The sequence below is a fragment of the Deltaproteobacteria bacterium genome (assembly GCA_016874755.1).
Taxonomy (GTDB): domain Bacteria; phylum Desulfobacterota; class Binatia; order UBA9968; family UBA9968; genus DP-20.
Genome location: VGTH01000012.1, coordinates 24,498 through 48,708 on the forward strand (window position 1 = coordinate 24,498; position 24,211 = coordinate 48,708).

Annotated in this window: 20 protein-coding genes; 10 read left to right on the top strand and 10 right to left on the bottom strand. The window is 57.9% G+C overall.

Annotation, left to right across the window (positions count from 1 at the left end; genetic code table 11):
* Positions 1-23: 23 nt before the first annotated feature.
* Positions 24-4,040 (bottom strand): DUF11 domain-containing protein, encoded by a 4,017-nt coding sequence (locus FJ145_09420; GenBank protein ID MBM4261636.1) that lies wholly within the window; start codon positions 4,038-4,040, stop codon positions 24-26.
* Complete coding sequence (locus FJ145_09425) at positions 4,022-8,554, bottom strand: hypothetical protein (GenBank protein MBM4261637.1); 4,533 nt, start codon at positions 8,552-8,554, stop codon at positions 4,022-4,024. Before FJ145_09425 ends, FJ145_09420 begins: the two co-directional genes overlap by 19 nt.
* A 361-nt stretch (positions 8,555-8,915) precedes the next feature.
* On the opposite strand from FJ145_09425, the gene FJ145_09430 reads away from it, so the two are divergent.
* Positions 8,916-9,170 carry a hypothetical protein gene (locus FJ145_09430; GenBank protein ID MBM4261638.1) on the top strand — a complete coding sequence of 85 codons (255 nt, stop codon included), beginning with the start codon at positions 8,916-8,918 and terminating at the stop codon, positions 9,168-9,170.
* Between the two features lie 272 nt (positions 9,171-9,442).
* Here the strand turns inward: FJ145_09430 and FJ145_09435 are convergent, their stop codons facing one another.
* The gene (locus FJ145_09435; protein ID MBM4261639.1) at positions 9,443-9,634 is read right to left on the bottom strand and encodes a hypothetical protein; all 192 of its coding nucleotides are present in this window, start codon (positions 9,632-9,634) and stop codon (positions 9,443-9,445) included.
* Positions 9,635-9,860: 226 nt separating this feature from the next.
* Between FJ145_09435 and FJ145_09440 the strand changes: the two genes are divergently transcribed.
* Positions 9,861-10,895 (top strand): hypothetical protein, encoded by a 1,035-nt coding sequence (locus FJ145_09440; GenBank protein MBM4261640.1) that lies wholly within the window; start codon positions 9,861-9,863, stop codon positions 10,893-10,895.
* A gap of 77 nt (positions 10,896-10,972) precedes the next feature.
* On the opposite strand, the gene FJ145_09445 is transcribed toward FJ145_09440, so the two are convergent.
* Positions 10,973-12,487, bottom strand: a complete 1,515-nt coding sequence (locus tag FJ145_09445; protein ID MBM4261641.1) for a HAMP domain-containing protein — start codon at positions 12,485-12,487, stop codon at positions 10,973-10,975.
* A gap of 1 nt (position 12,488) precedes the next feature.
* Positions 12,489-12,620: a YfiR family protein gene (locus tag FJ145_09450; protein MBM4261642.1), complete on the bottom strand. Its 132-nt coding sequence runs from the start codon at positions 12,618-12,620 to the stop codon at positions 12,489-12,491.
* Between FJ145_09450 and FJ145_09455 the strand changes: the two genes are divergently transcribed.
* Complete coding sequence (locus FJ145_09455; protein ID MBM4261643.1) at positions 12,616-13,251, top strand: hypothetical protein; 636 nt, start codon at positions 12,616-12,618, stop codon at positions 13,249-13,251. The genes FJ145_09450 and FJ145_09455 overlap by 5 nt on opposite strands.
* Positions 13,252-13,313: 62 nt before the next feature.
* Here FJ145_09455 and FJ145_09460 read toward each other — a convergent pair whose 3' ends face one another.
* Positions 13,314-13,769 (bottom strand): CBS domain-containing protein, encoded by a 456-nt coding sequence (locus tag FJ145_09460; GenBank protein MBM4261644.1) that lies wholly within the window; start codon positions 13,767-13,769, stop codon positions 13,314-13,316.
* A gap of 201 nt (positions 13,770-13,970) precedes the next feature.
* Between FJ145_09460 and FJ145_09465 the strand changes: the two genes are divergently transcribed.
* The 3 genes from FJ145_09465 (at position 13,971) to FJ145_09475 (ending at position 16,083) form a co-directional block, all read left to right on the top strand.
* Entirely contained in the window at positions 13,971-14,972 is a 1,002-nt protein-coding gene (locus FJ145_09465; protein MBM4261645.1) for an amidohydrolase, read from the top strand.
* 7 nt (positions 14,973-14,979) lie between these two features.
* Positions 14,980-15,540: a hypothetical protein gene (locus FJ145_09470; GenBank protein MBM4261646.1), complete on the top strand. Its 561-nt coding sequence runs from the start codon at positions 14,980-14,982 to the stop codon at positions 15,538-15,540.
* A 255-nt stretch (positions 15,541-15,795) separates the two neighbouring features.
* Positions 15,796-16,083 carry a hypothetical protein gene (locus FJ145_09475; protein MBM4261647.1) on the top strand — a complete coding sequence of 96 codons (288 nt, stop codon included), beginning with the start codon at positions 15,796-15,798 and terminating at the stop codon, positions 16,081-16,083.
* A gap of 141 nt (positions 16,084-16,224) precedes the next feature.
* On the opposite strand, the gene FJ145_09480 is transcribed toward FJ145_09475, so the two are convergent.
* Genes FJ145_09480 through FJ145_09490 form a run of 3 tightly spaced genes read right to left on the bottom strand, consistent with a single transcriptional unit; the run spans position 16,225 to position 18,501 of the window.
* Positions 16,225-16,776, bottom strand: coding sequence for a hypothetical protein (locus FJ145_09480; GenBank protein MBM4261648.1), 552 nt, complete (start codon positions 16,774-16,776; stop codon positions 16,225-16,227).
* Positions 16,777-17,976 carry a CoA transferase gene (locus FJ145_09485; GenBank protein ID MBM4261649.1) on the bottom strand — a complete coding sequence of 400 codons (1,200 nt, stop codon included), beginning with the start codon at positions 17,974-17,976 and terminating at the stop codon, positions 16,777-16,779. It lies immediately after the preceding gene.
* Between the two features lie 24 nt (positions 17,977-18,000).
* The gene (locus tag FJ145_09490) at positions 18,001-18,501 is read right to left on the bottom strand and encodes a MaoC family dehydratase (protein MBM4261650.1); all 501 of its coding nucleotides are present in this window, start codon (positions 18,499-18,501) and stop codon (positions 18,001-18,003) included.
* A gap of 68 nt (positions 18,502-18,569) precedes the next feature.
* On the opposite strand from FJ145_09490, the gene FJ145_09495 reads away from it, so the two are divergent.
* On the top strand, positions 18,570-19,730 hold the full coding sequence (locus FJ145_09495; GenBank protein ID MBM4261651.1) for an acyl-CoA dehydrogenase: 1,161 nt from the start codon (positions 18,570-18,572) through the stop codon (positions 19,728-19,730).
* Positions 19,731-19,779: 49 nt separating this feature from the next.
* Here the strand turns inward: FJ145_09495 and FJ145_09500 are convergent, their stop codons facing one another.
* On the bottom strand, positions 19,780-20,985 hold the full coding sequence (locus FJ145_09500) for an MFS transporter (protein ID MBM4261652.1): 1,206 nt from the start codon (positions 20,983-20,985) through the stop codon (positions 19,780-19,782).
* A gap of 207 nt (positions 20,986-21,192) precedes the next feature.
* On the opposite strand from FJ145_09500, the gene FJ145_09505 reads away from it, so the two are divergent.
* The 3 genes from FJ145_09505 to FJ145_09515 all read left to right on the top strand — a co-directional run bounded on the left by FJ145_09505 (position 21,193) and on the right by FJ145_09515 (position 24,168).
* Positions 21,193-22,077, top strand: coding sequence for a CoA ester lyase (locus FJ145_09505; protein ID MBM4261653.1), 885 nt, complete (start codon positions 21,193-21,195; stop codon positions 22,075-22,077).
* 80 nt (positions 22,078-22,157) lie between these two features.
* The gene (locus FJ145_09510) at positions 22,158-23,090 is read left to right on the top strand and encodes an MBL fold metallo-hydrolase (GenBank protein MBM4261654.1); all 933 of its coding nucleotides are present in this window, start codon (positions 22,158-22,160) and stop codon (positions 23,088-23,090) included.
* 28 nt (positions 23,091-23,118) lie between these two features.
* On the top strand, positions 23,119-24,168 hold the full coding sequence (locus FJ145_09515; GenBank protein MBM4261655.1) for an extracellular solute-binding protein: 1,050 nt from the start codon (positions 23,119-23,121) through the stop codon (positions 24,166-24,168).
* Positions 24,169-24,211 lie beyond the last annotated feature (43 nt).

Genomic DNA, 24,211 nt, shown 5'->3' on the forward strand with positions numbered 1-24,211 from the left:
GGAACTCTCCCCGTATGTCGCGCCTAGGGCGCTACCTCGATCGTTAGTATCTGCGTCGTTGCCATCTTGCCACTCACTGCCCAGATGGGCACCTGGTGCAAGCCAAGCGGCGTGTTGCTGGTTGTATATAAACCAAAAGAAACCTCCTCGCTCATCTTTTTAGGCCCAAGCTTGGCGTGGGAGTCGGCAACCTGCCAGACCGCCCCGTTCAAGCTATTGTTGGGCGTGACGGTGACCTCGCCGGCGAAGCGGAACCTGCCTTTTACTAGCGCCTTCAGGCTCACCTCCCTGCCGCGCTGCACACGGATGGTGTTTTGCGTCAACTCCAATGAAAAGCAAGTGCTCGCGGCGTCAAGCGGATTGGCGCCGCAGCGCTTCTCGTCCTCGTCGGGAAAACCGTCGCCGTCCTTGTCGGTGGATGAAACCGCTTGGATTGTTGCCGCTTCGATGGTCTGCGCGCAATTATCAACGCCGTTCTCTAACATTGCGTGGTTGTTGACGAGCAGAATCGTCTCCGCTTCAAGCTGCCCCACCCGCGCCACCACGCTGCGGGTGCCCCGTGCTCCCGGCGCCAAGTCGCCCAAGTGCCAGTAGGCCGAGTTGTCGCTGGCCGCCACGCCGCGATCGCTGGCGCTCACAAACGTCATCTCCTTGGGTAAAAAGCTGTGCAGCGCCACATCGCGCATGGTGTCGAGCGTGCTGAGGTTGATGTAGTTGAACGTGTACGTCACCGTAGCGCCGCTAAAAGCAGGCTGCGGGCTGTGCGAGCCTGACAGCGACAACATGGTCGAGCAGCGCGGCTGGCCAAAATTGGGCTGGGTAAAATTTGGCGCCTGATTGGGCGGCATCAATGGAGTGGTCGGCGCGCGCGGCGTCACCAGCGCCGGTGCGGGAGCTTGGAGCGGCACGCTACCGGGCGCCATTTCCGCCGGCGCGGCCACGGAAAATCCCGAGCTGCTTGCCGGCGTTGTGTCGGCGCCGACGCTCGCCGACTCTGCGTTGGTCGTCGCATAATTATTCGGCACGAAACCGCCGCCACCGGTGTAGGCAACCGTGGTGTTGGCTTGCGCCGACGCGCTCTGGCCTTGGCCGTTGCCAATGGTGGCGATGTTGGCGACCAAAGTGCCGCCGAGAACGGTCGAGCCGAGCTTAACAACCAGGGTCCGAGTTACGCTTGTTCCCGGAGCCAGACTGGCAATCGTCCAGGTAACGATGCCGTTGGCGAAGACGCCGCCGTCGCTTGCCGAAACAAAGGTCGCGTTGGCGGGAATCGTATCGGTCAAAGTCACGCCTGTGGCGGTCTGATTGGCCGCGCTCGCGTTGCTAACCGTGAACGTATACGTGACCTCGCCACCCGGCAGCACCGGGTCGGGGCTATCGATCACAGTCAACGCCAGCAACGGTGAGCTGTTTACCGTGCTCGACTGGCTCGCCGCGGCGCTGTTGCCAATCGTATCTTGCAAGCTTACTTGCGCGTTGAGGATCGTGCCATTGGGCAGAGGCGAATTCACCTGGACCACCAAGGTGCGCGTGCCGCTGGTGCCGGGCGGCACATCGCCAAGACTCCAAGTCGCAATCCCGCCGACCAGCGCACCGGCATTGCTCGCGGAAACGAAAGTCGCGTTCGCTGGTAGCGGCACACCGAGCGTCGCCGATGGGGCGGTTTGATTGGCGTTGCCGGCATTGCTGTAGTTCACGGTATAGGCGAGCTGACCGCCTGCCTGCACCGGGTCGGGACTGTCGGTCATCGACAGCGCGAGAATCGGCGCGCTCTGCACCGTTGTATTCTGGCTGGCATTGATGCTCGTGCTGGCGTTGTCTTGCAGGGTCGCCTGAGCGGTAAGAATCGTACCGTTGGGCAACGGCGTGTTCACTTGAACCACTAACGTGCGCGTGCCGCTGGCACCCGGCGCCAGATCGCCGAGCGTCCAGGTCACCAAGCCCGCCGCAAACGCGCCGCCGTTACTCGCCGAGACAAACGTCGTGTCGGCTGGAATCGTGTTGCGCAGCGTGACTTGCGAAGCGGTTTGATTGGCCGTCGTGGCGTTGCCGTAGGTAAGCGTGTAGGCAATCTCGGCGCCGGGCTGCACCGGATCGGGCGTGTCATCGATGGCCAGGTTGAAAGCAACGTTCGGCCCATCGTCATCGATGATCGTCGCCGTGACCTGTTGCAGGCCGGCCGCCGTGGCGTTGGAAACTAAGCCCATTGTGACAGCGATAGTTTCGTTGGGTTCGTCGATCGTATCTGAAATCGCGGCCAAGGTAATACTGCCGCTTAAACTTCCCGCAGGAATGACAATACTTGTGCTCGACGGCGAGTAATCCACGTTGAAAGTAGCGCTGCCGGAAAACGCCAAACCCACCGTGACTGCTTGACCGGAGATCGCGGACAGAGTCGCCGTCACTGTCGCAATACCGCCGGTTTCGGCGATGGAAGTGCCGGCAATCGAAAGACTCACCGTCGGCATGGCATCGTCGTCGACAATGGTCGCCGTCGCTTGCTGCGTGCCGAGCTCGGTTGCGTTGGTGATCGAGCCGATGCCGACCACAATCGTTTCGTTCGCTTCGTTGAGCGTATCTTGAATCGCGGTAAGTGTGATTCCGCCCGTGAGACCACCGCCGGGAATAGTTATGACTGCCGACGACGCAGAATAGTCGGTATTGAACGTCGCTGTGCCCGAAAAAGTCAGATTGATCGTTACATCCAAGCTCGAGACGGCCGAAAGCGCCGCCGTCACCGTGGCCACGCCGCTGGCTTCGGCCATGCTCGCGTTGGCAATCGACAGCGTCACCGTCGGCATGGCGTCGTCGTCGATAATGGTCGCAGTCACCTGTTGCGGCGTTAACGTGGTCGCATTGGTAGCCGATATTATATCGACAACAATCGTCTCGCTCGGCTCGTCGATGGCATCTTGAATCGCAGTTAAAGTGATACTTCCAGTTGTTGCGCCGGCGAGGATGGTGATCACCGAGGCCGAGGCGGTGTAGTCGTTGTTCAATGTCGCCGTGCCGGAAAATCCGAAGTTGACCGTCACGTCCTGTCCTGATACCGCTGACAGCGTCGCCGTGATCGTGGCCGCAGCCGCGGCTTCCGCCATGGCTGCACCGCTAATCGATAGCGTCACCGTCGGCGCCGCGTCGTCATCGGTAATGGTGTAAGTGTGCACGGTGGGCGCGCCCAGCGTTGCATTGACCGGATTGGATAGAGTGATTTGAATAGTTTCGTCCAATTCGTCGAGGCTGTCGTTGTTGATGGTGACCGCAATATTTCGTGTCGTTTGACCGGTAGCGAACGTCAGCGTGCCGCTCGCAAGCGTGTAGTCGGTGCCGCTGCCGGTGGCGGTCCCGCCCGTCACCGCGAAGTCGATAGTCACCGTCGGCTCGGTAGCCACCGACAAAGAAACCGGGATGTTCACGGTCGTTACCGATTCGACGCCGCTCGAGCTCACCGCGTTGAAAGCTACTGTGGGAACGGGATAGAGCGAGTATTTTTCGTTCAAGTATTGTTCGGTCTGTTGTCGCTCCGCGGCGGACAATGCGCGGTCGTAAACCAGCACCTCGACGATATCGCCGTTAAAAAAAGTATTGTTGTTCCAGCCCCGGGCGATGTTGCCGGTGGGCTGAGTCTGGGCGATGTTGGCCAACTTGCCGGATTCGCTGTGAACCTGGGCGCCATTGACGAACAAGGTGTCCGTGCCGCTGGCGCCATCGTGGCGCGACACGGTCATTGAAAATTGGTTGCCGATGTTTGACGGCCGCGTGTAAACCGGCTGATTCCCTACCTGTGTGGTGCCAAACCGATAGGCGACTTCGTCCTGGAAGGGACCCAGATAAACGGTGCCCCCGCTCGCTGTCTCGTTCCAAAAAATCGCCGTGTTGTTGGCGTTGCTCGGCGCCGCAGGCGTGTGGTCGACGCTGTTCTTGGAAATCAAGAAAATGGTCATGCCCGACAAGCCGCTCACCGGCAAATTGTAGGCAAGAAAATCGTCGGAACCGTCGAACCGCAGCACCGGCAGCGTGTTCAGAGTATTGGCGACCACACTGGGGCGGGAACCGCTCGATCCTTGAGACCGTCGCGCCCATTACCGGACTGATCCGCCCATTGATCGACCACGCCGCCGTTCAAACTCACACCACGGTCGGCGCGCAACCAGAGCGCCTGGCTTGCCGCCGGGCCCGCGGAGCCCTCGTTGTCGGTGTTTGTCATCGAGAGATCAGCCGGATCGAGGTTGTGATAGTTGCCATCCGAGCTGCTGGCTGGCCCGATGACGACAGTGTAAGCGATGTGGCCGTCATCGATGACGTCATCGACGCCCGTGACGGTGACCGTTTGTGCGGCGTTCCAATTGCTGGCGTCAAACGAGAGACTGGGCACCGAAACCGTGCCCTCGGCGGTGTTGCTCGATGAGATCGGAATCGTGACCGTCGCGGTCGGCGCTGAGTCAAGCACCACGGTAAACGTCGCCGTGCCTCCCTCTTCCGTCGTCGTTGGCCCGCTGGTGCGCGTAACCGTGATGCCAGCGGTATCGTCGTCGGCGATGGTTGCAGTCACCTGCTGGGTGCCCGATTCCGTGCCGTTGATGACGGTATCGATATCGACGACGATCGTCTCATCCGGTTCATCGATATTGTCTTGAACCGCCGTCAGCGTGATACTCCCTGTCGTGTCGCCAGCTGTAATGGTGATCGCTGTCCCTGAGCGTGTGTAATCGCTTGTCAGTGTCGCCGTACCCGAGAAAGCCAAGTTGACTGTGACATCCTGCCCAGAAACCGCCGATAGTGTTGCAGTGACCGTTGCGACTCCAGCTGCTTCGGCCATCGGACTGCCGCTGATGCTCAGTGTCACCGTCGGCGCCGCATCATCGTCGGTGATTGTGGCCGTGACTTGTTGGGTACCAGACTCCGTACCATTGGTCACAGTGTCGATGTCGACGATGATTGTTTCGTTCGGCTCATCGATAGTGTCTTGAACGGCAGTCAGCGTGATGTTGCCCGTTGTGCTGCCGGCTGGAATCGTAATTGAAGTGCCAGAGCGAGTGTAGTCCGCAGTCAATGTCGCTGTGCCGGAGAACGTTAAGTTGACGCTCACATCCTGCCCAGAAACCGCCGATAGTGTTGCAGTGACCGTCGCCACACCAGCCGCTTCTGCCATCGGACTGCCGCTGATGCTCAGTGTTACCGTCGGCGCCGCATCATCGTCGGTGATCGTCGCGGTCACCTGCTGAGTACCGGATTCAGTTCCGTTGGTTACAGTATCGATGTCGACAATGATCGTTTCATTGGGCTCGTCGATAGAGTCCTGAACGGCAGTCAACGTGATGTTTCCCGTCGTGCTGCCGGCGGGAATTGTGATTGAAGTCCCCGAGCGCGTGTAGTCGGAAGTGAGCGTCGCCGTGCCGGAGAAAGTCAAATTGACGGTTACGTCCTGTCCAGAGACGGCAGACAGTGTCGCGGTCACGGTGGCCACGCCACCGGCCTCGGCCATTGGCGTACCCGAGATGCTCAACGTCACTGTCGGCGCCGCATCGTCGTCGGTGATCGTCGCGGTCACCTGCTGCGTGCCCGACTCCGTACCATTGGTCACAGTGTCGATGTCGACGATGATCGTTTCATTGGGCTCGTCGATAGAGTCCTGAACGGCAGTCAGCGTGATGTTGCCCGTTGTGCTGCCGGCTGGAATCGTAATTGAAGTGCCAGAGCGAGTGTAGTCCGCAGTCAATGTCGCTGTGCCGGAGAACGTTAAGTTGACGCTCACATCCTGCCCAGAAACCGCCGATAGTGTTGCAGTGACCGTTGCGACTCCAGCTGCTTCCGCCATTGGTGTGCCGCTGATGCTCAACGTGACCGTCGGCGCGGCATCGTCGTCGGTGATCGTCGCGGTCACCTGCTGAGTACCGGATTCAGTTCCGTTGGTTACAGTATCGATGTCGACAATGATCGTCTCGTCCGGTTCGTCGATAGCATCTTGAACCGCAGTTAAGGTAATACTTCCAGTCGTGCTGCCCGCCGCAATTGTGATCGCCGTTCCCGAGCGCGTGTAGTCGCTGGTCAGCGTTGCCGTGCCCGAAAATGTCAGATTCACCGTCACGGCTTGCGTCGACGTGTGTGACAGTGTGGCGGTGACCGTGGCCACTCCTCCAGCTTCAGCCATCGGTGTCCCGCTAATGCTGAGGGTCACGGAGGGTGCCGCATCGTCGTCGGTGATCGTCACGGTCACCTGCTGGGTACCCGACTCGCTGCCGTTAGTCACCGTCGTGATGTCGACGACGATCGTCTCATTGGGCTCATCAATCGTGTCCTGCGTCGCCGTCAGTATGATGCTGCCGGTCAGATTCCCCGGAGAAATCGTGATCGACGATGCTGAAGTCGTGTAGTCTGTGTTGGTTGTTGCTGTTCCGGAAAACGCCAGATTCACGGTCACCGGTTGACCATAAGCTTGCGACAGAGTTGCCGTAACTGTCGCCGTCCCGCCGGCCTCCGCAATCGAACTGTTGTCGACGCTCAAAGTGACCGTGGGCGCGGTCGCCGGTGTCAACGCTACGCTCTGGGCGACACCGTCACTATCATTGTGCCCCACAATCGTCGCGCCTTTCGTACCGCTACTGCCCGCCGCCGACAAAGCGACATAGTTCATCTCCATGGATTCGCCGCCGGTACCTGTGCTCGATGATCCCTCTCCCCCCTCAGTCATATCCAAAGGAGGTGACCAGGCGGATCCCGGCGTGCCCGAGGAAGGAACAGCGTACGCCGTGACTAGCATGGTGTTCGCTACGGTAGTCGTCACGCTGGGTGCTGTGACCACAAACGCCGAGATGTCCCCAGATCCCGCTACCTGTCCGCCAGAAACATTTATCGGCGTCGTCGTATCGACTCCATAAAAGGTCATGATTCCGCCGACTGCGCCGGTCGGCGCTCCGCTGAAAGTCCAGGTATAGTTTGCCGGCTCGCTGTTACTGGCGACGCGTCGATAGGTTGCAAGATTTTGGGTTATATTGGTGTTGTCGGGCTGCAATCGGATCAGAGTCCATCCGGCCGGCTCGGTGATTGCGGATGCGCTTGGTCTTACGGCGACCACGGCGATCATGACGTCGTTCTGCACGGTGCCGGCGGGAACGTTAAGCGTGAGTGTCGCGACTCCCGTACCCACACTCGCTTGCGTTGCGGAACGAAACCGGATTGTCGGATCGATGACCGTGTAGGTGTGCACCGTGTTGGCACCGAGCGACGCGTTGGTTGGATTCGCAAGTGTGATCTCAATCGTCTCGCCGCTGTCCGCTACGGTATCGTCGACTACCGTAATCGGCACATATTTAATGGTCTCTCCCGGGTTGAACGTCAGCGTGCCGCTGTTCAGCGTGAAATCGACGCCGCCAGGTGTGGCGCTTCCACCGGTGCGGGAGTAGTCCACCGCAACGGTCTGCCCAGACGCTGCTGATAGCGATACCGGTATCGAGACGGACGTGGTCGACTCTGCTCCGCTGGAACTGCTAGCGCCGAAGGATACCGTCGGTGCCGCATCGTCATCTGTTATCGTTGCCGTCACTTGTTGGGTGCCCGACTCCGTGCCGTTGGTCACAGAGCTGATATCGACGATGATGGTCTCGTTCGGCTCGTCGATGCTGTCTTGAACCGCAGTCAGTGTGATATTGCCCGTGGTGCTGCCCGCTGGAATCGTGATCGACGTTCCCGAGCGCGTGTAGTCGCTGGTCAACGTCGCGGTTCCTGAAAAGGCCAAGTTGACCGTAACGTCCTGACTATGAGTATTGGACAGAGTGGCCGTCACCGTCGCGGTCCCGCCTGCTTCTGCCAACGGGCTACCGCTAAGAGACAAAGTCACCGTGGGCGGGACGGGTTTGATCGGCACTGCGCCGATGGCGGCTTCAGCTACCCCCGACCACGACATGGTCACGCTCGCTGCTCCCGGTTCTGTGCTGCCGCCCCCGTAGGCGGTACCGCCGGAGCCGGCTCGACTCAAATTCCACCGTTGAGTTTGACCGCCGCCGACCGAAATCGCGGAATCTTTGGAAACCACAGTATCGAAAACTAGCTCTCCTACCGCCGAACTCACGGTGACACTTCCGCTAGCGCTGGTTGAGCAGGTGCCCAGGGGTGTAGTCTGATCGACACCGGTGAACGTTGTCACTCCAACTACTTTTCCATGCCCCGAGGCGCCGGAGAAACTCACGACCACGTTCGCGGTAACGGCGCCAGGATTTACCAGGCTCCATATCTCCGTGCGGGTGTCGGTGCCAAATGATTGTTCACAAACCTTTGTCAGACCGACTGAGTTATACGTGATGCCGCTTACGTCTACGCTGCTGCTCTCGACAATAAACGAAACGCCGACTAACATTAGCCGATCTGTTCCTGAAGTCGTATGGGAGATGGTAACGGTATTTGTCGTCGCGGTACCGCTGGAGACTGCGTCGACGGCAACGGCTCCCGACGCCGGCTTTGTCACGCAAAATACAGCCACAGCAATCAGCAATGCGGTCCAAACAGGCCATACCCTGCGAAGCTTCGCAATTCTCTGTTGCGTGAATTTGTATTCCATTTTTGCGGGCGCTATTTTCCGCGGTCGATATAAGCCAGAGCCGTGCCATAGAGATCTTTCGTTTCATCCTTGTGCCGCGGAAAATAACTGCACCTACCGTTTGCTGGGAAAATACTTTCTGATCGATGAGTTAACGCCCTAACACTGCGGACAGCGACGAGCTCAGAGGGGAAAACAGGCAAAACTTGCAGTCGAAGAAGCTATCGACCAAAGGGCGAGGGGCAACGTTTACAGGACTGCTAACCGCCACGTCAAAGTGCTGACGAGATTATTATGCGATTGACACGCACAATGACCGTCGACCACTGTCTGGCATTATTTTGACGGGAGACAATTTGCTCCCGCGCGGAGGTTTCGGAGAATGAAAGCTATCGTGCTCGCCATCTTGTTTAGCTTGACTCAAGCCGCACAGCTCAACGCTCAAACCTCTTTCTTTGAAGGCAAGACCATCCGCATCGTCGTCGGCCTGCCCGCCGGCGACGCCTACGATCTCTACCCGCGCATGCTCGCCAACTACATGGGCAAATACATTCCCGGCAATCCAACGATCATGGTGCAAAACATGCCTGGCGCATCGAGCAATCGGCGGCTTCAGCAGATCATCGACCAGCTTTGAGTTGAGGGAACCGAAGTGGACTGTTTCTCGCGAGCGAAGGCGGCCGATTACTGAGATTTCTTCCAGATTCGTAAGAATCGGCTCGGTGTCAGGATGGGGATGTTCTCGTATTGTTTCAGGACTAAAATATCATCGTCGCCGGAGACAAGCCATTTCGCCTGCGCCGCAACTACACAGGCGATCACTTTATCATCGTCCGGATCTCACTCTACGACTGGCTCTATTTTGATGAAGGGACGATCTCAACCAGGCTCAAGAGCGATTCTATGACTTCAGCGACCGTTGTTTGCAGGAACTTCCGCGACTCGTTCGGCAATCATCGACGGTTTGAGTGGACGCACTCGTTTGAGAACAATCATGTCTCCCTCCGTCCATACCGCCAGTTCACTCGATGTCGGGAAGAGCCTGAGCATTTCTTTAGGCAGCTTTATGTAACCGTTCGATTCTACTCTGATTGCTTTCATACGTTTCTCCGCGATCGCGGCCAGTGTCGAGCCCTTTGATCGTTCTTAATATACACCATCCGACAGATAGGTTGTACCGCCCATGAATGATCGGCTCGAAGAAAAATCGGCTGGTGGCTCCCGCGCCGGTGAAAGCAACCGTGCGGGGATCACAGCACTTATGCCATTTGACAGCTGCGCAAATATTCGACTAGTGTCAGTCGCGCAATAGCGAGACGGAACTGGTATGCTTAAGAAAGTCTTGACGCTGGTGCTTTCACTTTTCCTGGCTCAAACCGCAGAGCTTGCGGCTCAGCCCCCTTTCTTCGAGGGCAAAACCATTCGCATCGTCGTTGGCCTGCCGGCCGGCGACGCTTACGATCTCTACCCGCGCATGTTGGCCAACTACATGGGGAAGTACATTCCCGGCAATCCGACGATCATGGTGCAGAACATGCCCGGTGCGTCGAGCATGATCGCCGCGAACTACGTCGCCAACGTCGCCAAGCCCGACGGGTTAACGCTCGGCGCGACCCTGCCGTCGCTTTATTTCGATCAGTTGCTCGGGCGCAAGGAAGTGAGATTCGACTGGCGCAAGTACGGCTGGCTCGGCAGCTTCGAAGCATCGAACAATCTGCTCTACATGCGCACGGACACGCCTTTCAAAACCATTCACGACGTGACTAAAGCGGCGCTGCCGCCCAAGTGTGGCTCGACGGGCACCGGGTCATCGTCTTATTTTCTGGTGAAATTTCTCAACGAAGCGATCGGCACCAAGTTTGAAATCGTCACCGGCTACCAGGGCGGCCAAGAGATCGACCTCGCGGTGGAGAAAAACGAAGTGGTCTGCCGCGGCTTCACCGTGACGACGTTCTTCGCGCGCGAGCCGTTTCACACCTGGCGCAAGAAAAATTTCGTCCGGGTGCTGTTTCAAACTGGCAAGAAGCGCGATCCGCGCCTGCCCGAGACTCCGACCGTGAACGAGCTGATGGACGAGTACAAAACCCCGGAAGCGACCCGCAAGCTCGGTCATTTAGCGATGGCCTCCAGCGAGTTCGGCCGGCCGATCATGGCCACGCCCGGCACGCCGGCGGATCGTGTCAAGATATTGCGCGATGCCTTCGCGAAGTCTCTGAAAGATCCCGACTTGCTGGCCGAAGCGGCGAAGAAACGGTTGGAGATCGACCCGGCAAGCGGAGAAGAGCTCGACAATCTCGCCAAGGAAGTGATGTCGGTGAGCAAAGACATCATCGAGCGCTTGCGCCGGCTGTTGGAGAAATAGATCGAAGGAGCTACCTGCGGTGAAGCGACAACAAGTCGAGGGTCGTCATTATTGTTGGGGCAATTTCCAACAGAGCGCTACAGACAGGCCTCGGCCACCGATTTTTCCGCACTCGCCAACGGCAAGGTAAATCTAAAATCGGTGCCCTGCCCGGGCATCGATTCGATCCAGATGCGACCGCCGTGGCGCTCGACGATCTTCTTGCAAATAGCCAACCCAATGCCAGTGCCTTCGTATTCGGACTTGCCGTGAAGCCGCTGAAACAAAACAAAGACCTTCTCCGCATGCTCCGGCGCAATGCCTATGCCGTTGTCTTTCACAGAAAAGTGGCACTGCCCTTGGTCGAGCCAACCGCTCACTTGAACGACCGGCCGAACATCCTTTTTGCGGTATTTGATCGCGTTGCCGATCAGGTTTTGGAAAAGCTGCGCCAACTGGGTCTCGTCGCCCATGACCACCGGCAGCGCTGCGACCGCGACGTTCGCGTTGGCGTCCTTGATCGAAGCCGATAGACTGCGGCACGCGACGTTGACGAGCGCCGTCGCATCCACTGGCACCATCTCTTTGCCGCGGGTTCCGACTCGGGAATACTCCAGCAGGTCCTTAATCAGGGTTTGCATGCGCTTGACGCCATCGACGGCAAAGTCGATGAATTCCAAAGCGTCGCCGTCGAGCTTGTCTTTGTAGCGCTTGGACAATAGCTGTGTATAGCTGGAGACCATGCGCAGCGGTTCTTGCAGATCGTGCGATGCGACGTAGGCGAACTGCTGCAGATCATTATTGGATCGCGGCAGCTCGACCGTCTGTTTGGCCAACTCCGCCTCGGCCCGTTGGCGTTCGGTCACCTCGCGCTGAAGATCGTAGACCTTCTGCTCCAGCACCGCGTCGCGCGCTTCAATCTGACCCAACATGGTATTGAAACCGTCGACCAACTCGCCGATTTCATCGCTCGCCGCCTTGGTCGCGCGGACAGAATAAGTCTTGCTGCGCGACACCTGCTTGGCAACGCTCGCTAAATCGACCAAGGGCTTCGACACGAACCGCTGCAGTTGCCTGGCGATGACGTAAGCAACCCCCAGTGACAGGACCAATACGATGAAGACGATCTGACCGTAGCTCCACATCCGCTCGCTAATCTCTCTAAGGTCGGCGTTGAGGGTCACCGAGCCCACCACTTCCCCACGAAACCTGATCGTTTGCGACAGCTCGACGCGGTCATCGTAAGTGCGAACTTCATCGCCACGCCTGGCGCAGCCCGAGGGAAAATTACCGCGACCGTCGCGGTCGTAGCTGGCGAAGCCGTCGCCGTCGCTGCGACAAACCACCCCCCAGACCACATTGGGAGTGACCGTAAACGCGGCCAGCGCTTCGGCGGCCATCTTTCGGTCCTGAAAGACTAGAGCGGCCGCGACGTTGTTACCGGTAACCGCGGCGAGCGACTTAAGGTCGCGCGCGACGTTGCGCGGCACGGTGACATATTCGTAAACCAGAAAACTGGCACAGGCCAAGAACAGTGCGATGGTGGTCGTGCCCATCATTATCATGGACAACTTTTTCGGAATCGATAAGTCGTGAAAGTTTAGACGGTGCATGTTATCCCTTTTTTTCGTGCAGCGTCTTGGCCAGTCTCAACAACCGGGCGCTCAATTTGATGCCGCCGCGGTCGGCGGCTTCGAGATTGACGTTGAAGCGAATTTGATTGTCTTCTTTCAACAGTAGAATGATGCTGCCTGGATCGCCGGCGCTGGAACGTTTGGTGGTTTACCAAAAGCACATCAACATCGATTTCGCTGCCAAGTTAAAAGCCGATCTAGGTCCCAGACCCAATCTTGAAGAAGTATTTCGCCTGGCGCTTCCCTATCATCATCCGGAACCACCCGCTCGTTGGATGAAAACCCATGGCGATGGCTATGTTTTCATGTCGCCATCGAACGATATGAGATACCTTGGTTCGGTCGTGTTGAAGCCTTCGGAACTAACAACCCGGCGATTTCATGGCTCTGTGGTCGGCATCGTGGGATTGCTGGTAGGTTTCGGCTCGAATTTTTTGAACGTCGTGCAATCCAAGAATCGGCTAGTCCTGCGCAACGGCAGCCACCGCGCCTACGCGCTGCGCGATCTCGGCGTCACCCACGCGCCGGCCATCGTACAAACGATAGAATCGCCTGATGATCTGCGCGTTGCCGATGGCGGCGCGCTGCGCGACAATCCCGAACTCTACCTCGACAACCCGCGCCCGTCGATGTTAAAAGACTACTTTAACCCCAGGCTCAGAAAGGTTATCACCGTGCCACGCCAGCTGCGCCAGATCAGGATTGAATACGAAACCCAAGAAGTGTTTGTGCCGGCATTGTAAAAGGGCAAGGCATCCTGAAAGTAAAATACCTTACCCCGAACAAATTGGACAGGGCGCTACAGTTAGCGTTCTTCCATCATGCGGTCCTGCAAACCTTTGAACAGGCGAATGATGTCTGTGGAGGTGATCAGGCCGGCTAGTTTGCCGTCGCCGCTAACCACGGGCAAACAGTTCACGCGGCGCGACAACATCTGCTCGGCAGCGTCCGAGAGCGTCGTTTCGGGCGAGACCGTCAATGCATTGGTGATCATGATCTCACCGACTTTTTTGGCGCTCCAGTCGCTGACGCGACCCAACTGGCGATAGACGTCGCGGTCGGAAAGCACGCCCATCAAGTAGCCATCGACCGCAATAATGATGTGATGAAAACTGTTGCTCGCCAACAGGCTTACAACATCGCCAAAGGACTGGTCGGGACCCAGGGTTTTGATGTCGCGGGTCATGACTTCACCGACAAATTTCGGAACTGGGGTCGCCGACGTTTTGGTTTCTTTCGCACCGTCGTTCAAGTTAAACATTACTTCTGCCTCCCTAGGAAACACATCCGACCTTGTTACTAGCCTGATCGGCCAATCGCGCGGGTGCTTTAGAGTAGAGCGGCGTCACTTTGGTAGCTCTAAGACAACTCCGTCGCGGCACGTTCGCTTGAACGCTCCCACAGAGTGACGTAATTTAGCAAAAATCCGCCCGTTGGTCTTAGCAAAGGAGACTGGGGAGCTATGGCTGCCGAAGAATTCATCGTCGACGTGCATCACCACTACATGCCCGCAAAACTGTTCGACCGGCTGGCGGCGCAGGCCGGCGGCAAACGCATCGTCACCAACGAGATTAGCCTGACGCTGCATCCGTCGCGCAAAGATTTAGACGCCCATCTTAAAGCGATGGATCAAGCCGGCGTCACCTATTCGATCATCACCGACCAGGTGCAGGTGATGGGCGTCGACGTCGCCAAAGATTTGAACGACGGGGTCGCCGAATTGCAGCACAAACACCCCGACCGATTTCGCAGCGCGATTCATCTGCCGCTGCAAGATCCCGCGGCGGCCCAGCGCGAATTGCAGCGCGGCATCGACGAGTTGGGCTTGCGGGCGGTGGCACTGCTCGCCTGTCATTTGGATATTCAGCTTGACAACCCGATCATGTTTCCGCTCTACGAGATTATTCAAAAGAACCGCCTGCCGATTATCATTCATCCGCAATCCAAGCCCACCGGCTCGGAGACGACTTATAGCCTGGACCGCTGTGTCTTTCGGCCGCTGGAAACGACCCAGTGTATCGTGCGGGTCATGAACGCGGTCTTGCCGCGCTATCCCGAGCTGAAATTCATTATGCCCCATCTGGGGGGCGCGGCGTCGTCCCTGTTGGGCCGCATGATGGCGTTCTTCGAAACCGACGACGCACCGATTCCGCCGGACATGCGCGGCTATTTGAAAACTCAAAACGAGCAGAAAAAATTTGGCGTCACCGAGCGCTTCAACAAACTCTTTAAGCAGCTTTATTTCGACACCGCCGGTACCGGCGCCTGGCTGCCGGCGATGGCGGCGGCGCTCAACATCACGACCTACGATCGCATCATGTTCGGCAGCGACTACCCGCTCGAATGCAAAACCGCGGCGAACATCGTCGAGTCGCTGGAAATGATCAACCAAGCGCCCTGCTCCGCAGCGGAGAAAACCGCCATGCTCGGCACCACGGCTAAAGGGATGTTTAACCTCAAGTAATGCTTCAATGGCGATGCGACGTTTGATCATACTCTGCACTGCCTTGCTCTCGGTGGCACAGGTATGGGCCCAGAGCCCAGCAAGCGACCGCGCGCGCCTCGACCGCATCGAACAATCGCTCAAGGCTGACGTGCCGCGCGTGCGGTGTCTGAACGAGTCGATCACCACCGGGGCGCAGCCAACCGAGAAAGCTTATGCGACCGCGGCCGCCAACGGCTTTCGCTCGGTGCTGAGCTTGCGCACCGCCGGCGAGGGCTTCGATTTGGTCAAAGAACGCAGCGCCGTGGGAAACAGCGGTCTGCGCTACCACAACATCCCGGTGATTTCGGCGGCACCGCAACCTGAGCAGGCCGACCAATTTGTCCGGCTGGTTAAGGAGCCGGCCAATCATCCCATGCTAATCACCTGCGCCAGCGCCAACCGCGTCGGCGCTTTCATGATGATTTATCGCGTCGCGGTGCAAGGCTGGAGCGAAGAACGCGCACTCAGCGAAGCGCAGACCATTGGCTTGCGCAGCGACAACCTAAGAGAGTTTGCCCGCCACTACATAGCGCGCCACAAACAATAATCGAGAGTCCCTCGTACCAAATTGTGCGAGGTGACGCAGCGCGGCAACGCGGCTTGCCGTCTCGGCTGTCCACCTTTCTTCCCAAAACTTCACGAGGAGTTCCAGGCGCGTCACGCGGTCGCACTGGCATTTGCCTTGCTCTAGAGTCCGCCGGCTGAAGCAAAAAAAAAACTAAGGAGGAACCTGATCAATGCTAAAGCTAAACATTAAACCATTTATTTTTCGGCGGCACTGGCCCTATCGCTGGCGGCAGGCATGCCGCAAGCGAATGCGGAGGAGATGGGCATCATGGCCGACCTCGAAAATGGCATCGTCTTCAAAGAAGTTTCTGATGTGGATTCCAACTACTGCCACATCAAATACATGGCGTTCACCGAGCGCGGTTTGAAGAGCGGCGATCTGGAGTTTCACCCAAGCGAAGTGATCGACCGTTACGGCAGCTGCTCTTTTGATCCGAAGGGGTCGGAGGAGGTGAAAAAACAACTGGCCATGATAAACCAAGTGAGCGGTGACGGCAGCGACGAAAGCGGCAGCGGCGACTAATAGTTAACCCATCGACCCTCGTTCGCGGTAAACGAGCACAGACGGCAAGGCCGAGGGCTCCTTAACGGAGGACTCTCGGCCTTCCAGTTTCTAACGCTAACTTGGTGTTGTTTGGCGGCTGATTTCCGAACCGCCCATCGCCTATTGCGAATTTAAAGCAGACAAACAGCGCTCCGCGAGGGTCTCTGGATCGCTTGCGAAAAACACAGTTCCCGTCGCCTTTTTGCAAAACGCCAATACTTCTCGAATGTGATCCGCGATACCGCCGCTGCCCTCCAGCACGCCGATGATCTTGCCTTCGTCGTAGGCGATGGTGAATTCGTTCAACGTGCCAGTGGCGCCGCCAAAAATGATGACAATATCCGACGACCGAATGTTGATGACGTTACGGCCTTTGTAACCGAAGCCAGTGAAGACGATGGCGTCGGCGGCCTCTTCTGGCAAGCCGTAGCTGTGCACATGTTCTGCTCGATTGGTCGCCGGCGATATGCCCAACGCAAACCCTCCGGCTTGACGGAAGGCTTGGGCGACCATGTCTGGCAACCCGGTGGTCGCACCTGTGATCAGAATACAACCTCGCCGCGCCAGCGTCGCGCCGAGCGTCTGTGCCAGCTCGGTCAAGCGGTTACGTTCCGCATTGCTCAACGCATCGTTGACCGATGCGCCCATGACGCCGACGGTCGGTTTGGCCATCTAGATGACTTTGTCCTGCACGAGCTTCGCGATGCCGGCGCCGTCGTAGCCCAACTCACGCAAGATTGCTTCGTTGTTTTCACCCAACGCGGGAATCCGGTCGTAGCGCGCCTCGCTCTTCGACATTTTGAGCGCATTGGCGATCACCGGCACGGTGCCCACCGGCGAGTCGGCTTCGCGGATCAGTTTGCGGGCGATCACCTGAGGATGGGCCAATACCTGGGCGACGCCGCGCACGATCCCGTGCGGCAGCTGGGCTTTCTTGAGCTGCGCGAGCCAATGGGTATGTTCGCGCGCCGCGAAAATATTTTCGATGGTCTCTTCCAGTGCGTTGCGATTCTTGCGGCGATCCTGCACCGAGACAAAACGGGGGTCGGTCAACATTTCCGGTTTTTCCACGACAACTTTACAGAAGACTTCCCAATCGGCCGGGCTCGCCACGGCGAGGTTCACATACTGCCCATCGCCGGCCAAATACGGGCCATAGGGGCAGACATAGTGATGGCGCATGCCGACGCGCCCAGGCTCTTCGCCCGCGTGCCAATAGTGATGGGGAAAATAGCCGAGCCACGAAACGATCGAGTCGAGCATCGAGACGTCAACTAGCTGTCCTTCTCCAGTTTTTTCGCGCTGATAGAGCGCCAGCAAGATACCAATCGCCGCGTACATGCCGGAGGCGATATCGGCGATGGCGATGCCGGCTTTGGCCGGTTTGTCCTCGTAACCTGTCGTCGCGATGATGCCGCCCTCGCCTTGAATCAACAGATCGTAGGCTTTCACGTCGCGATACGGCCCGTCTTGGCCGTAGCCTGATAACGAACAGTAGATCAAGCGCGGATTCAGTTCGTTCAATTTTTCGTAGCCCAAACCCAATCGGCCGGCCACACCGGGCGCATAGTTTTCGAAAAAAACGTCCGACTTCTGCGCTAGTCGCCGCAGAATCTCTCGGCCTTTTTCGTGTTTGACATCGACGGTCAAACTGCGCTTGTTGCGATTCAGCCAGACATAGCCTGACGACAATCCTTTCACCACCGAATCCCAGCCGCGAATCACGTCGCCGACACCGGGACGCTCGACTTTGATGACTTCGGCGCCCATGTCGGCGAGCAAGCAGGTCGCAAACGGGCCGGACAAGACTTGCTCGAAGGCGAGAATCTTGACGCCCTCCAAAGCGCGCGTCGGTTTGGAATTGTCTGCCACTTAAACCTCGGCTTTCAGTTTCGATTATTCTTTGATGGTCGGAAAAGTATCGTTATTCGGCGCATGTGCCTTCTTCCACACCATCACGCTGCGCGCATAATCGATGACGATCTTGCCTTCTTGTTGAATGCCGCGGGTGCGCACCTTGATGATGCCCCACTGCGGTTTGGACTTGGACGCGCGCTTTTCGAGCACTTCGGATTCCGAATACAATGTATCGCCGGCAAACAGCGGATTGGGCAGCGTGATCTGGTCCCAGCCCAAAGCAAAACCGTTCTCACTCACGTCCGCAACGCCCATGCCGGCGACGATGGCGAGCGTCAGCGCGCCGTTGATCAGACATTTGCCGAACTCGGTCTTCTTGCCATATTCGTTGTTGAAATGAATCTGATTGGTGTTGTTGGTCAGCAAGGTGAACCAGATGTTGTCGGCTTCGGTAACCGTTCTGCCGAGTCGGCAGCGATAGATGTCGCCGACTTCGAAGTCTTCGAAATAACGGCCCTGCCAACCTTCTTTAACCGCCATAAGCGTCTCCCCTTTTTGCTCTCGTAAGAATTCCGCTGTAGTCTAACGGCTAATTATAGGAGGCATGGATGGATTTCAACCTGACGACCGAGCAGCTGCAGATCCGCGATGAGATCAAGAAAGTCTGCAAAGAATTTCCCGACGCCTACTGGCGCAAGGTTGACAGCGAGAAGGCTTATCCGGAAGCGTTTGTCAAAAAATTGGGCGATCTCGGCTGGCTCGCGGCGCTGATTCCCGAAGAGTTCGGCGGCACTGGCCTCGGCATCACCGAAGCCAGCATCATTTTAGAAGAGATCAACCACTCCGGCGGCGTCGCCACCGCCTGCCACGCCCAGATGTACACCATGGGCACGCTGTTGCGCCACGGCAACGCCGAGCAAAAAAAACGCTACTTGCCGAAGATCGCCACCGGCGAATTGCGCCTGCAGGCCTTCGGCGTCACTGAACCCAACGCCGGCTCGGAGTCGACGCGCATCCAAACCAACGCGATAAAAAAAGGCGATCGCTATTTAGTCAACGGGCAAAAGATCTTCATCTCCCGCGTGCTGCAATCCGACCTGATGCTGCTGCTCGCACGCACGACGCCCTACGACGAACTCAAAGACAAAACCCGCGGCCTATCGGTCTTCATCGTCGACTTGAAAGCCAATCAAGGAAAACTTGAAGTTAAGCCGCTCGACTTGATGATCAATCATCACACCAACGCGCTGTTTTTCGACAACGTGGAAGTGCCGGTGGAGAATTTGATCGGCGATGAAGGCATGGGCTTTCGCTACATCATCGACGGCTGGAACGCCGAGCGGATTCTTGTCGCCGCCGAAGCCATCGGCGACGGCCGTTGGTTCGTCGAGCGCGCGTCGAAGTACGCCAGCGAACGCCACGTTTTCGGCAAAGCCATCGGCGCCAACCAAGGCATCCAGTTTCCCATCGCCAAGGCCTACGCCAACATCGAAGCCGCCGATTTGGTGCGCTACCAAGCCGCGACGAAATTCGACCGCAAGGAAAAATGCGGCGCCGAAGCCAATCTAGCGAAATACTTGGCATCGGAGGCCGCCTGGGAAGCCGCCAACGCTTGCTTGACCACACATGGCGGCTACGGCTTCGCGGCCGAATATGACGTGGAAAGAAAATTTCGCGAGACGCGCCTGCTCACAGTCGCGCCGGTAAGCAACAATTTGGTGCTGGCTTATCTTGGGCAGCATGTGTTGGGGATGCCGAAGTCGTACTAGCGTTTGGCGTCTAGCGTCTAGCGTTAGCGGAGTCCGACAACGCCAAACCCTAGACGCTAGACGCCAAACGAACGTCTTCCCGTTGCTTTATCCGCCGCACCAACCACACGCCAGTAAAGAACAACACCGTCGAACCGATCGAGCCGATCACGAACACACTGGCGATACCGGTCGCGTGCGCAATCAAGCCGCCAATCGATGGGCCGAGGATGTTGCCGAGATCGCCGGCGGCATTGTAGACGCCGGAGGCCAAGCCGCGCCGGACGCGTGATTCGGGCACGTCCTGCACTAATCCCACCGCGTTGGCGACGATGACAATGGCGCGCATCAAGCCCGAGGCGACATAGACAAACATAATCATGCCAAAGCCCGTAAATAGCGGGATGATCATTAGGATCAACGATTGCAGCGGCAGACCCAAGTACGAAAGGTTACGATGGCCGATCTTGTTGACAACATGGCCGCTGACCGGCCGGGTGACGGCGTTGATGCCGGCGTAGCCGGCGCGGATAATGCCGATCTGTGTCAGGCTCATGCCCACCGACAACCCGTAGAGGGAAATAAACGTGCCGCCCATCTGATGCAGCAGGTTCAAAAACAACGCGACCAACACAACCGTGGCCAGGCCCGGCTCCAGCAAAGCTTTGAAAGATTCTTTCGAAGTGAGCTTGGCAGCTTCTTTTTCTTTGCCCTTGGCGGCGCCCGCTCCAGCCGGCGCGCGCATCAACCACAGAAGCCTAACTGCCACCAGCGACAACAGCGCGCCCAGTTTGAAGCTCCAGTGGTAACCCCAATGATCGGCGATCCAGCCGCCGAAAAAGTTTCCCGTCGAGTAGCCCACCGCCAAGACGCCGACATAGTAACCCATGGCATGATTGCGATTTTCATCCGGCGCCAGGGAGTCGACATAGAACGCCATGTAAAGCGTCGTCACCGCGCTGTAAGCGAAACCGTTCAAACAGTGCACGACCGCAAACGAAAGCGCGTCATAGGAAAAGCCGTAAAGATAGTTGGTCACACCCATGGCCAAGATCGCCAGCGACACCAGCCAGCGGGCGCTTTCTCGTTTGTAAAGCATCCCCACCGGCAACCGCGCCATTAATGCAAAGATCGGCGCCAGGGAAATCAACGTGCCGATCAACGCCACGGAAATTTTCATATGGCTGAGATAAGGCGGAATGACAGTCGAAGACGAATTGCTTTGAATGGTTACGGCGACAATCGGCACTAGAAGCTTAGCGGTGCTGAGTTTCATATCCCTTCAATTATTGGCCAAAAGCGCGCGAGGTTCAACCGGCCGCAGAACCCAAGACTCACCACGAAGACACGAAGAGCACGAAGTTCGGAATAAGGAGGTCTTTCTCCGGCCTTCGCGGGCTTCGTGGCTTCGTGGTGCAAATTGAATTCTGGTTAGACATTTTCCCGGCCATCAGGTAGAAATCTCCGCGAAGGAGAAAGCGGAATGGACTTGATTCGGTCGTGGATGTTCGTGCCTGGCCATCGGCAGAAGATGATCGACAAGGCGCTCGGCTTAACTGCCGATGCCATCATGCTCGACATCGAAGACGGCGTGGCGCCCAACGAGAAAGACGCGGCGCGCAAAAACATCGCCGATTCTTTAGGCCGCGGCAAAGCCGCCGGCACGCCGGCGCGCTACGTGCGCATCAATGCCATCGGCCATCCGCGCATGAACGCCGACCTTGCCGCGGTCATCCGCCCGGGGCTCGAAGGGTTGGTTTGCCCCAAGGTCGACACGGTCGACGAAGTGCGCAAAGTCGACGGGATTCTAAGCGAGCAAGAGCCAAAGAATCAGCTGGCCAAAGGCAGCGTCAAGCTTTTGATCGCCATCGAAAGCCCCAAAGGTCTTTACAACGCCCCGGCCATCGCCGCGGCATCGCCGCGGGTTACCGGCTTATTGTTCGGCGCCGAAGATTTCGGCCGCGAGATCAATCTGCCGGCGATTCGCGAAGGCGAGGCGCGCGACTTGATCTACGCCCGCTCTTCCATGGTCATCGCCGCCGCCAGCGCCCACGTGCAAGCCATCGACGGCGTCTGGGTCGATTTGAACGATACCCAGGGATTGTTCGGTTTCGCCAAACAGTCCCGCCAACTCGGCTTCTCCGGCATGTCGTGCATTCATCCGTCCCAGGTCGACGCCATCAATACGACTTTCAGCCCGACGCCCGCGGAGATCGATTACTGCCAAAAAGTCCTGCAAGCCTTCGACGAAGCCAACGCGCGCGGCGACGGCTCCATCGCCTTCGGCGGCCAACTGATCGACCGCCCGATCGTCGAGCGCGCGCGCCGCACCATCGAGATGGCCAAATCCCTCGGCCAGATAAAATGACACGCCGGAAGCGGCGTGTCATCCCGAGCGCAGCGCGAGGGATCTCGCCTACGGCACGATAAAAAATAGGAGAATTATCCATGAAGGCAAAACTCATCGCGATTGTCTCGTTGATTGGGTGTATGACCACCGGGGCAGCGGCGCCGGTGAAAATGACGGCGGTCAAAGTGACCGACGGCGTCTACATGTTGGAGCACTCCCAAGGCTCCGGCAACTCGACAGTTGTCTTCACCAACGAAGGCGTGGTCGTGTTCGACTGCCACATCGACAACTCGGATCAAACCCTTGCCTTCATTCGTTCTATGACCGACAAAAAAGTTCGCTACCTAATCACTTCGCACAGCGCCGGCGATCATGCCACCGGCTCGTGGCATTTCCGCGAAGACAAACCGATCTGGATCGCCACCAAGAACCAGATACACGACTTACAGATGCAGGAGCTCGAAGAGTTCAACGAGCGCAAGAACTCCAACGATCCGCGCAATATCGCCTACAAGGGCAAGGAGCTCGGCCAACCCGACGTAGGCTTCGACGGTAGTATGACGCTTTATTTCGGCGGTCTGACCTTCGTCATCACCGCCGAAGGACGCGGCCATAGCACCGGCGATTTGACCGTCTACATTCCGCAGAAGCGCGTCTTCTTGATGGGCGATCTGCTCGACACCGAAATTCATCCGGGCCAGGGTGAGTCGGGCGGCATCTTTTTTTCCAACGTCGCCGGTTGGATCAGAATTTTAGACAACATCATGGCGCGCAGCCTGGCTGTCGACACCTACGTCCCCGGCCACGGCCCCGTGCACGTCGGCCGCGGCGTCAAAGATTTGGAAGAGCAGAAGCGCTATTTCGTGGTCATGCGCAACGAAGTGGCCAAGATGGTGCAAGCCGGCAAGACCCTCGAACAGATCACCAAAGAGTTCAGGGTTCCGGAGGAGTTCGCGCATTACAAGCGGCCCGAGCGGCTGCGCCAATTCTTCCGGCTGTTCTATCATCAGCTGGCCGAAACAGGTTATTAGTATTCTTGTGTCGACAAGGAGGAACTTGATGAAACGTTTTCTGACCGCAGTGGCGATCACGCTGGCGCTGGCATCCGCTGGCTGGGCGCAGGGCAAGATGTCGATGGAGCAACTCGCCGCCTACAACAAGCCGGACCGTGAGAATGTGCTTTACAACGGCGCCAAAGCTGAAGGCAAAGTGACCTGGTACACTTCGCTCGCCGGCGATTCCTACAAACAGCTCGCCGCCGCCTTCGAAGCCAAGTATCCCGGCGTCAGCGTAGAATCCTACCGCGCCACGCGCCAGGAGATGAGCGCGCGCATCATGGCCGAGTCGCAATCGAGGCGCTACATCGTCGACACCCTGGAAACCACCATCCCGCTGTTGAAGCTACTCAAAGATCAAAAGATGCTCGTGCCCTATTACTTTCCGACCCAGGGAAAATATCCCGACCATGTCAAAGAGAAAGCGCCCCGTGGTCTGGTGTACTGGGCGATTGACCGCGAGTCGCACATCGGCCTTTCCTACAACAAGAACCAGATCCCGGCCAATGCCGTGCCGAGAAATTATGAAGGGCTGTTGCGTCCCGATCTCAAGGGCAAGATCGCCTTTGCCGGCAGCGACACTGGCGTCACGGTCATGGGCGCCATGCTCAAATTCAAAGGCGAAGAGTTCGTCAAGAAACTGCGCGCCCAAGCGCCGATCACCCATAACGTCTCGGGCCGCGCCCTCCTCGACATGGTGATCTCGGGCGAAGTGGGCGCCTCGCCGACGACCTTTCGCAACCACGTCGAAGTTTCGCTCAAGGCCGGTGCGCCGATCGAGTGGATACCGATGGACGTCGTGCCGTCAAACTCCGGCTCCACCGGTGTTTCGGTGCAGGCGCCTCATCCGCACGCGGCGCTGCTATTGGCCGATTTCATCCTTGGCGAAGGCGGCCAAGCGGTCTTGGAAAAATATGAATACGGCAACCCGGTCAAAGACTATGGCTTCAAGCGCTGGTACCCGGAACAGGGCTTGAGCGCCGAGCAGATCGACAAGCTCGAAGAAAAATGGCGCACCACGCTGCGCGATTTGACCAAGCGTTCGTCCTTCTAATTTTTCATCTCACCCGCTGAACATCAGAGCATGGCGCTATGCT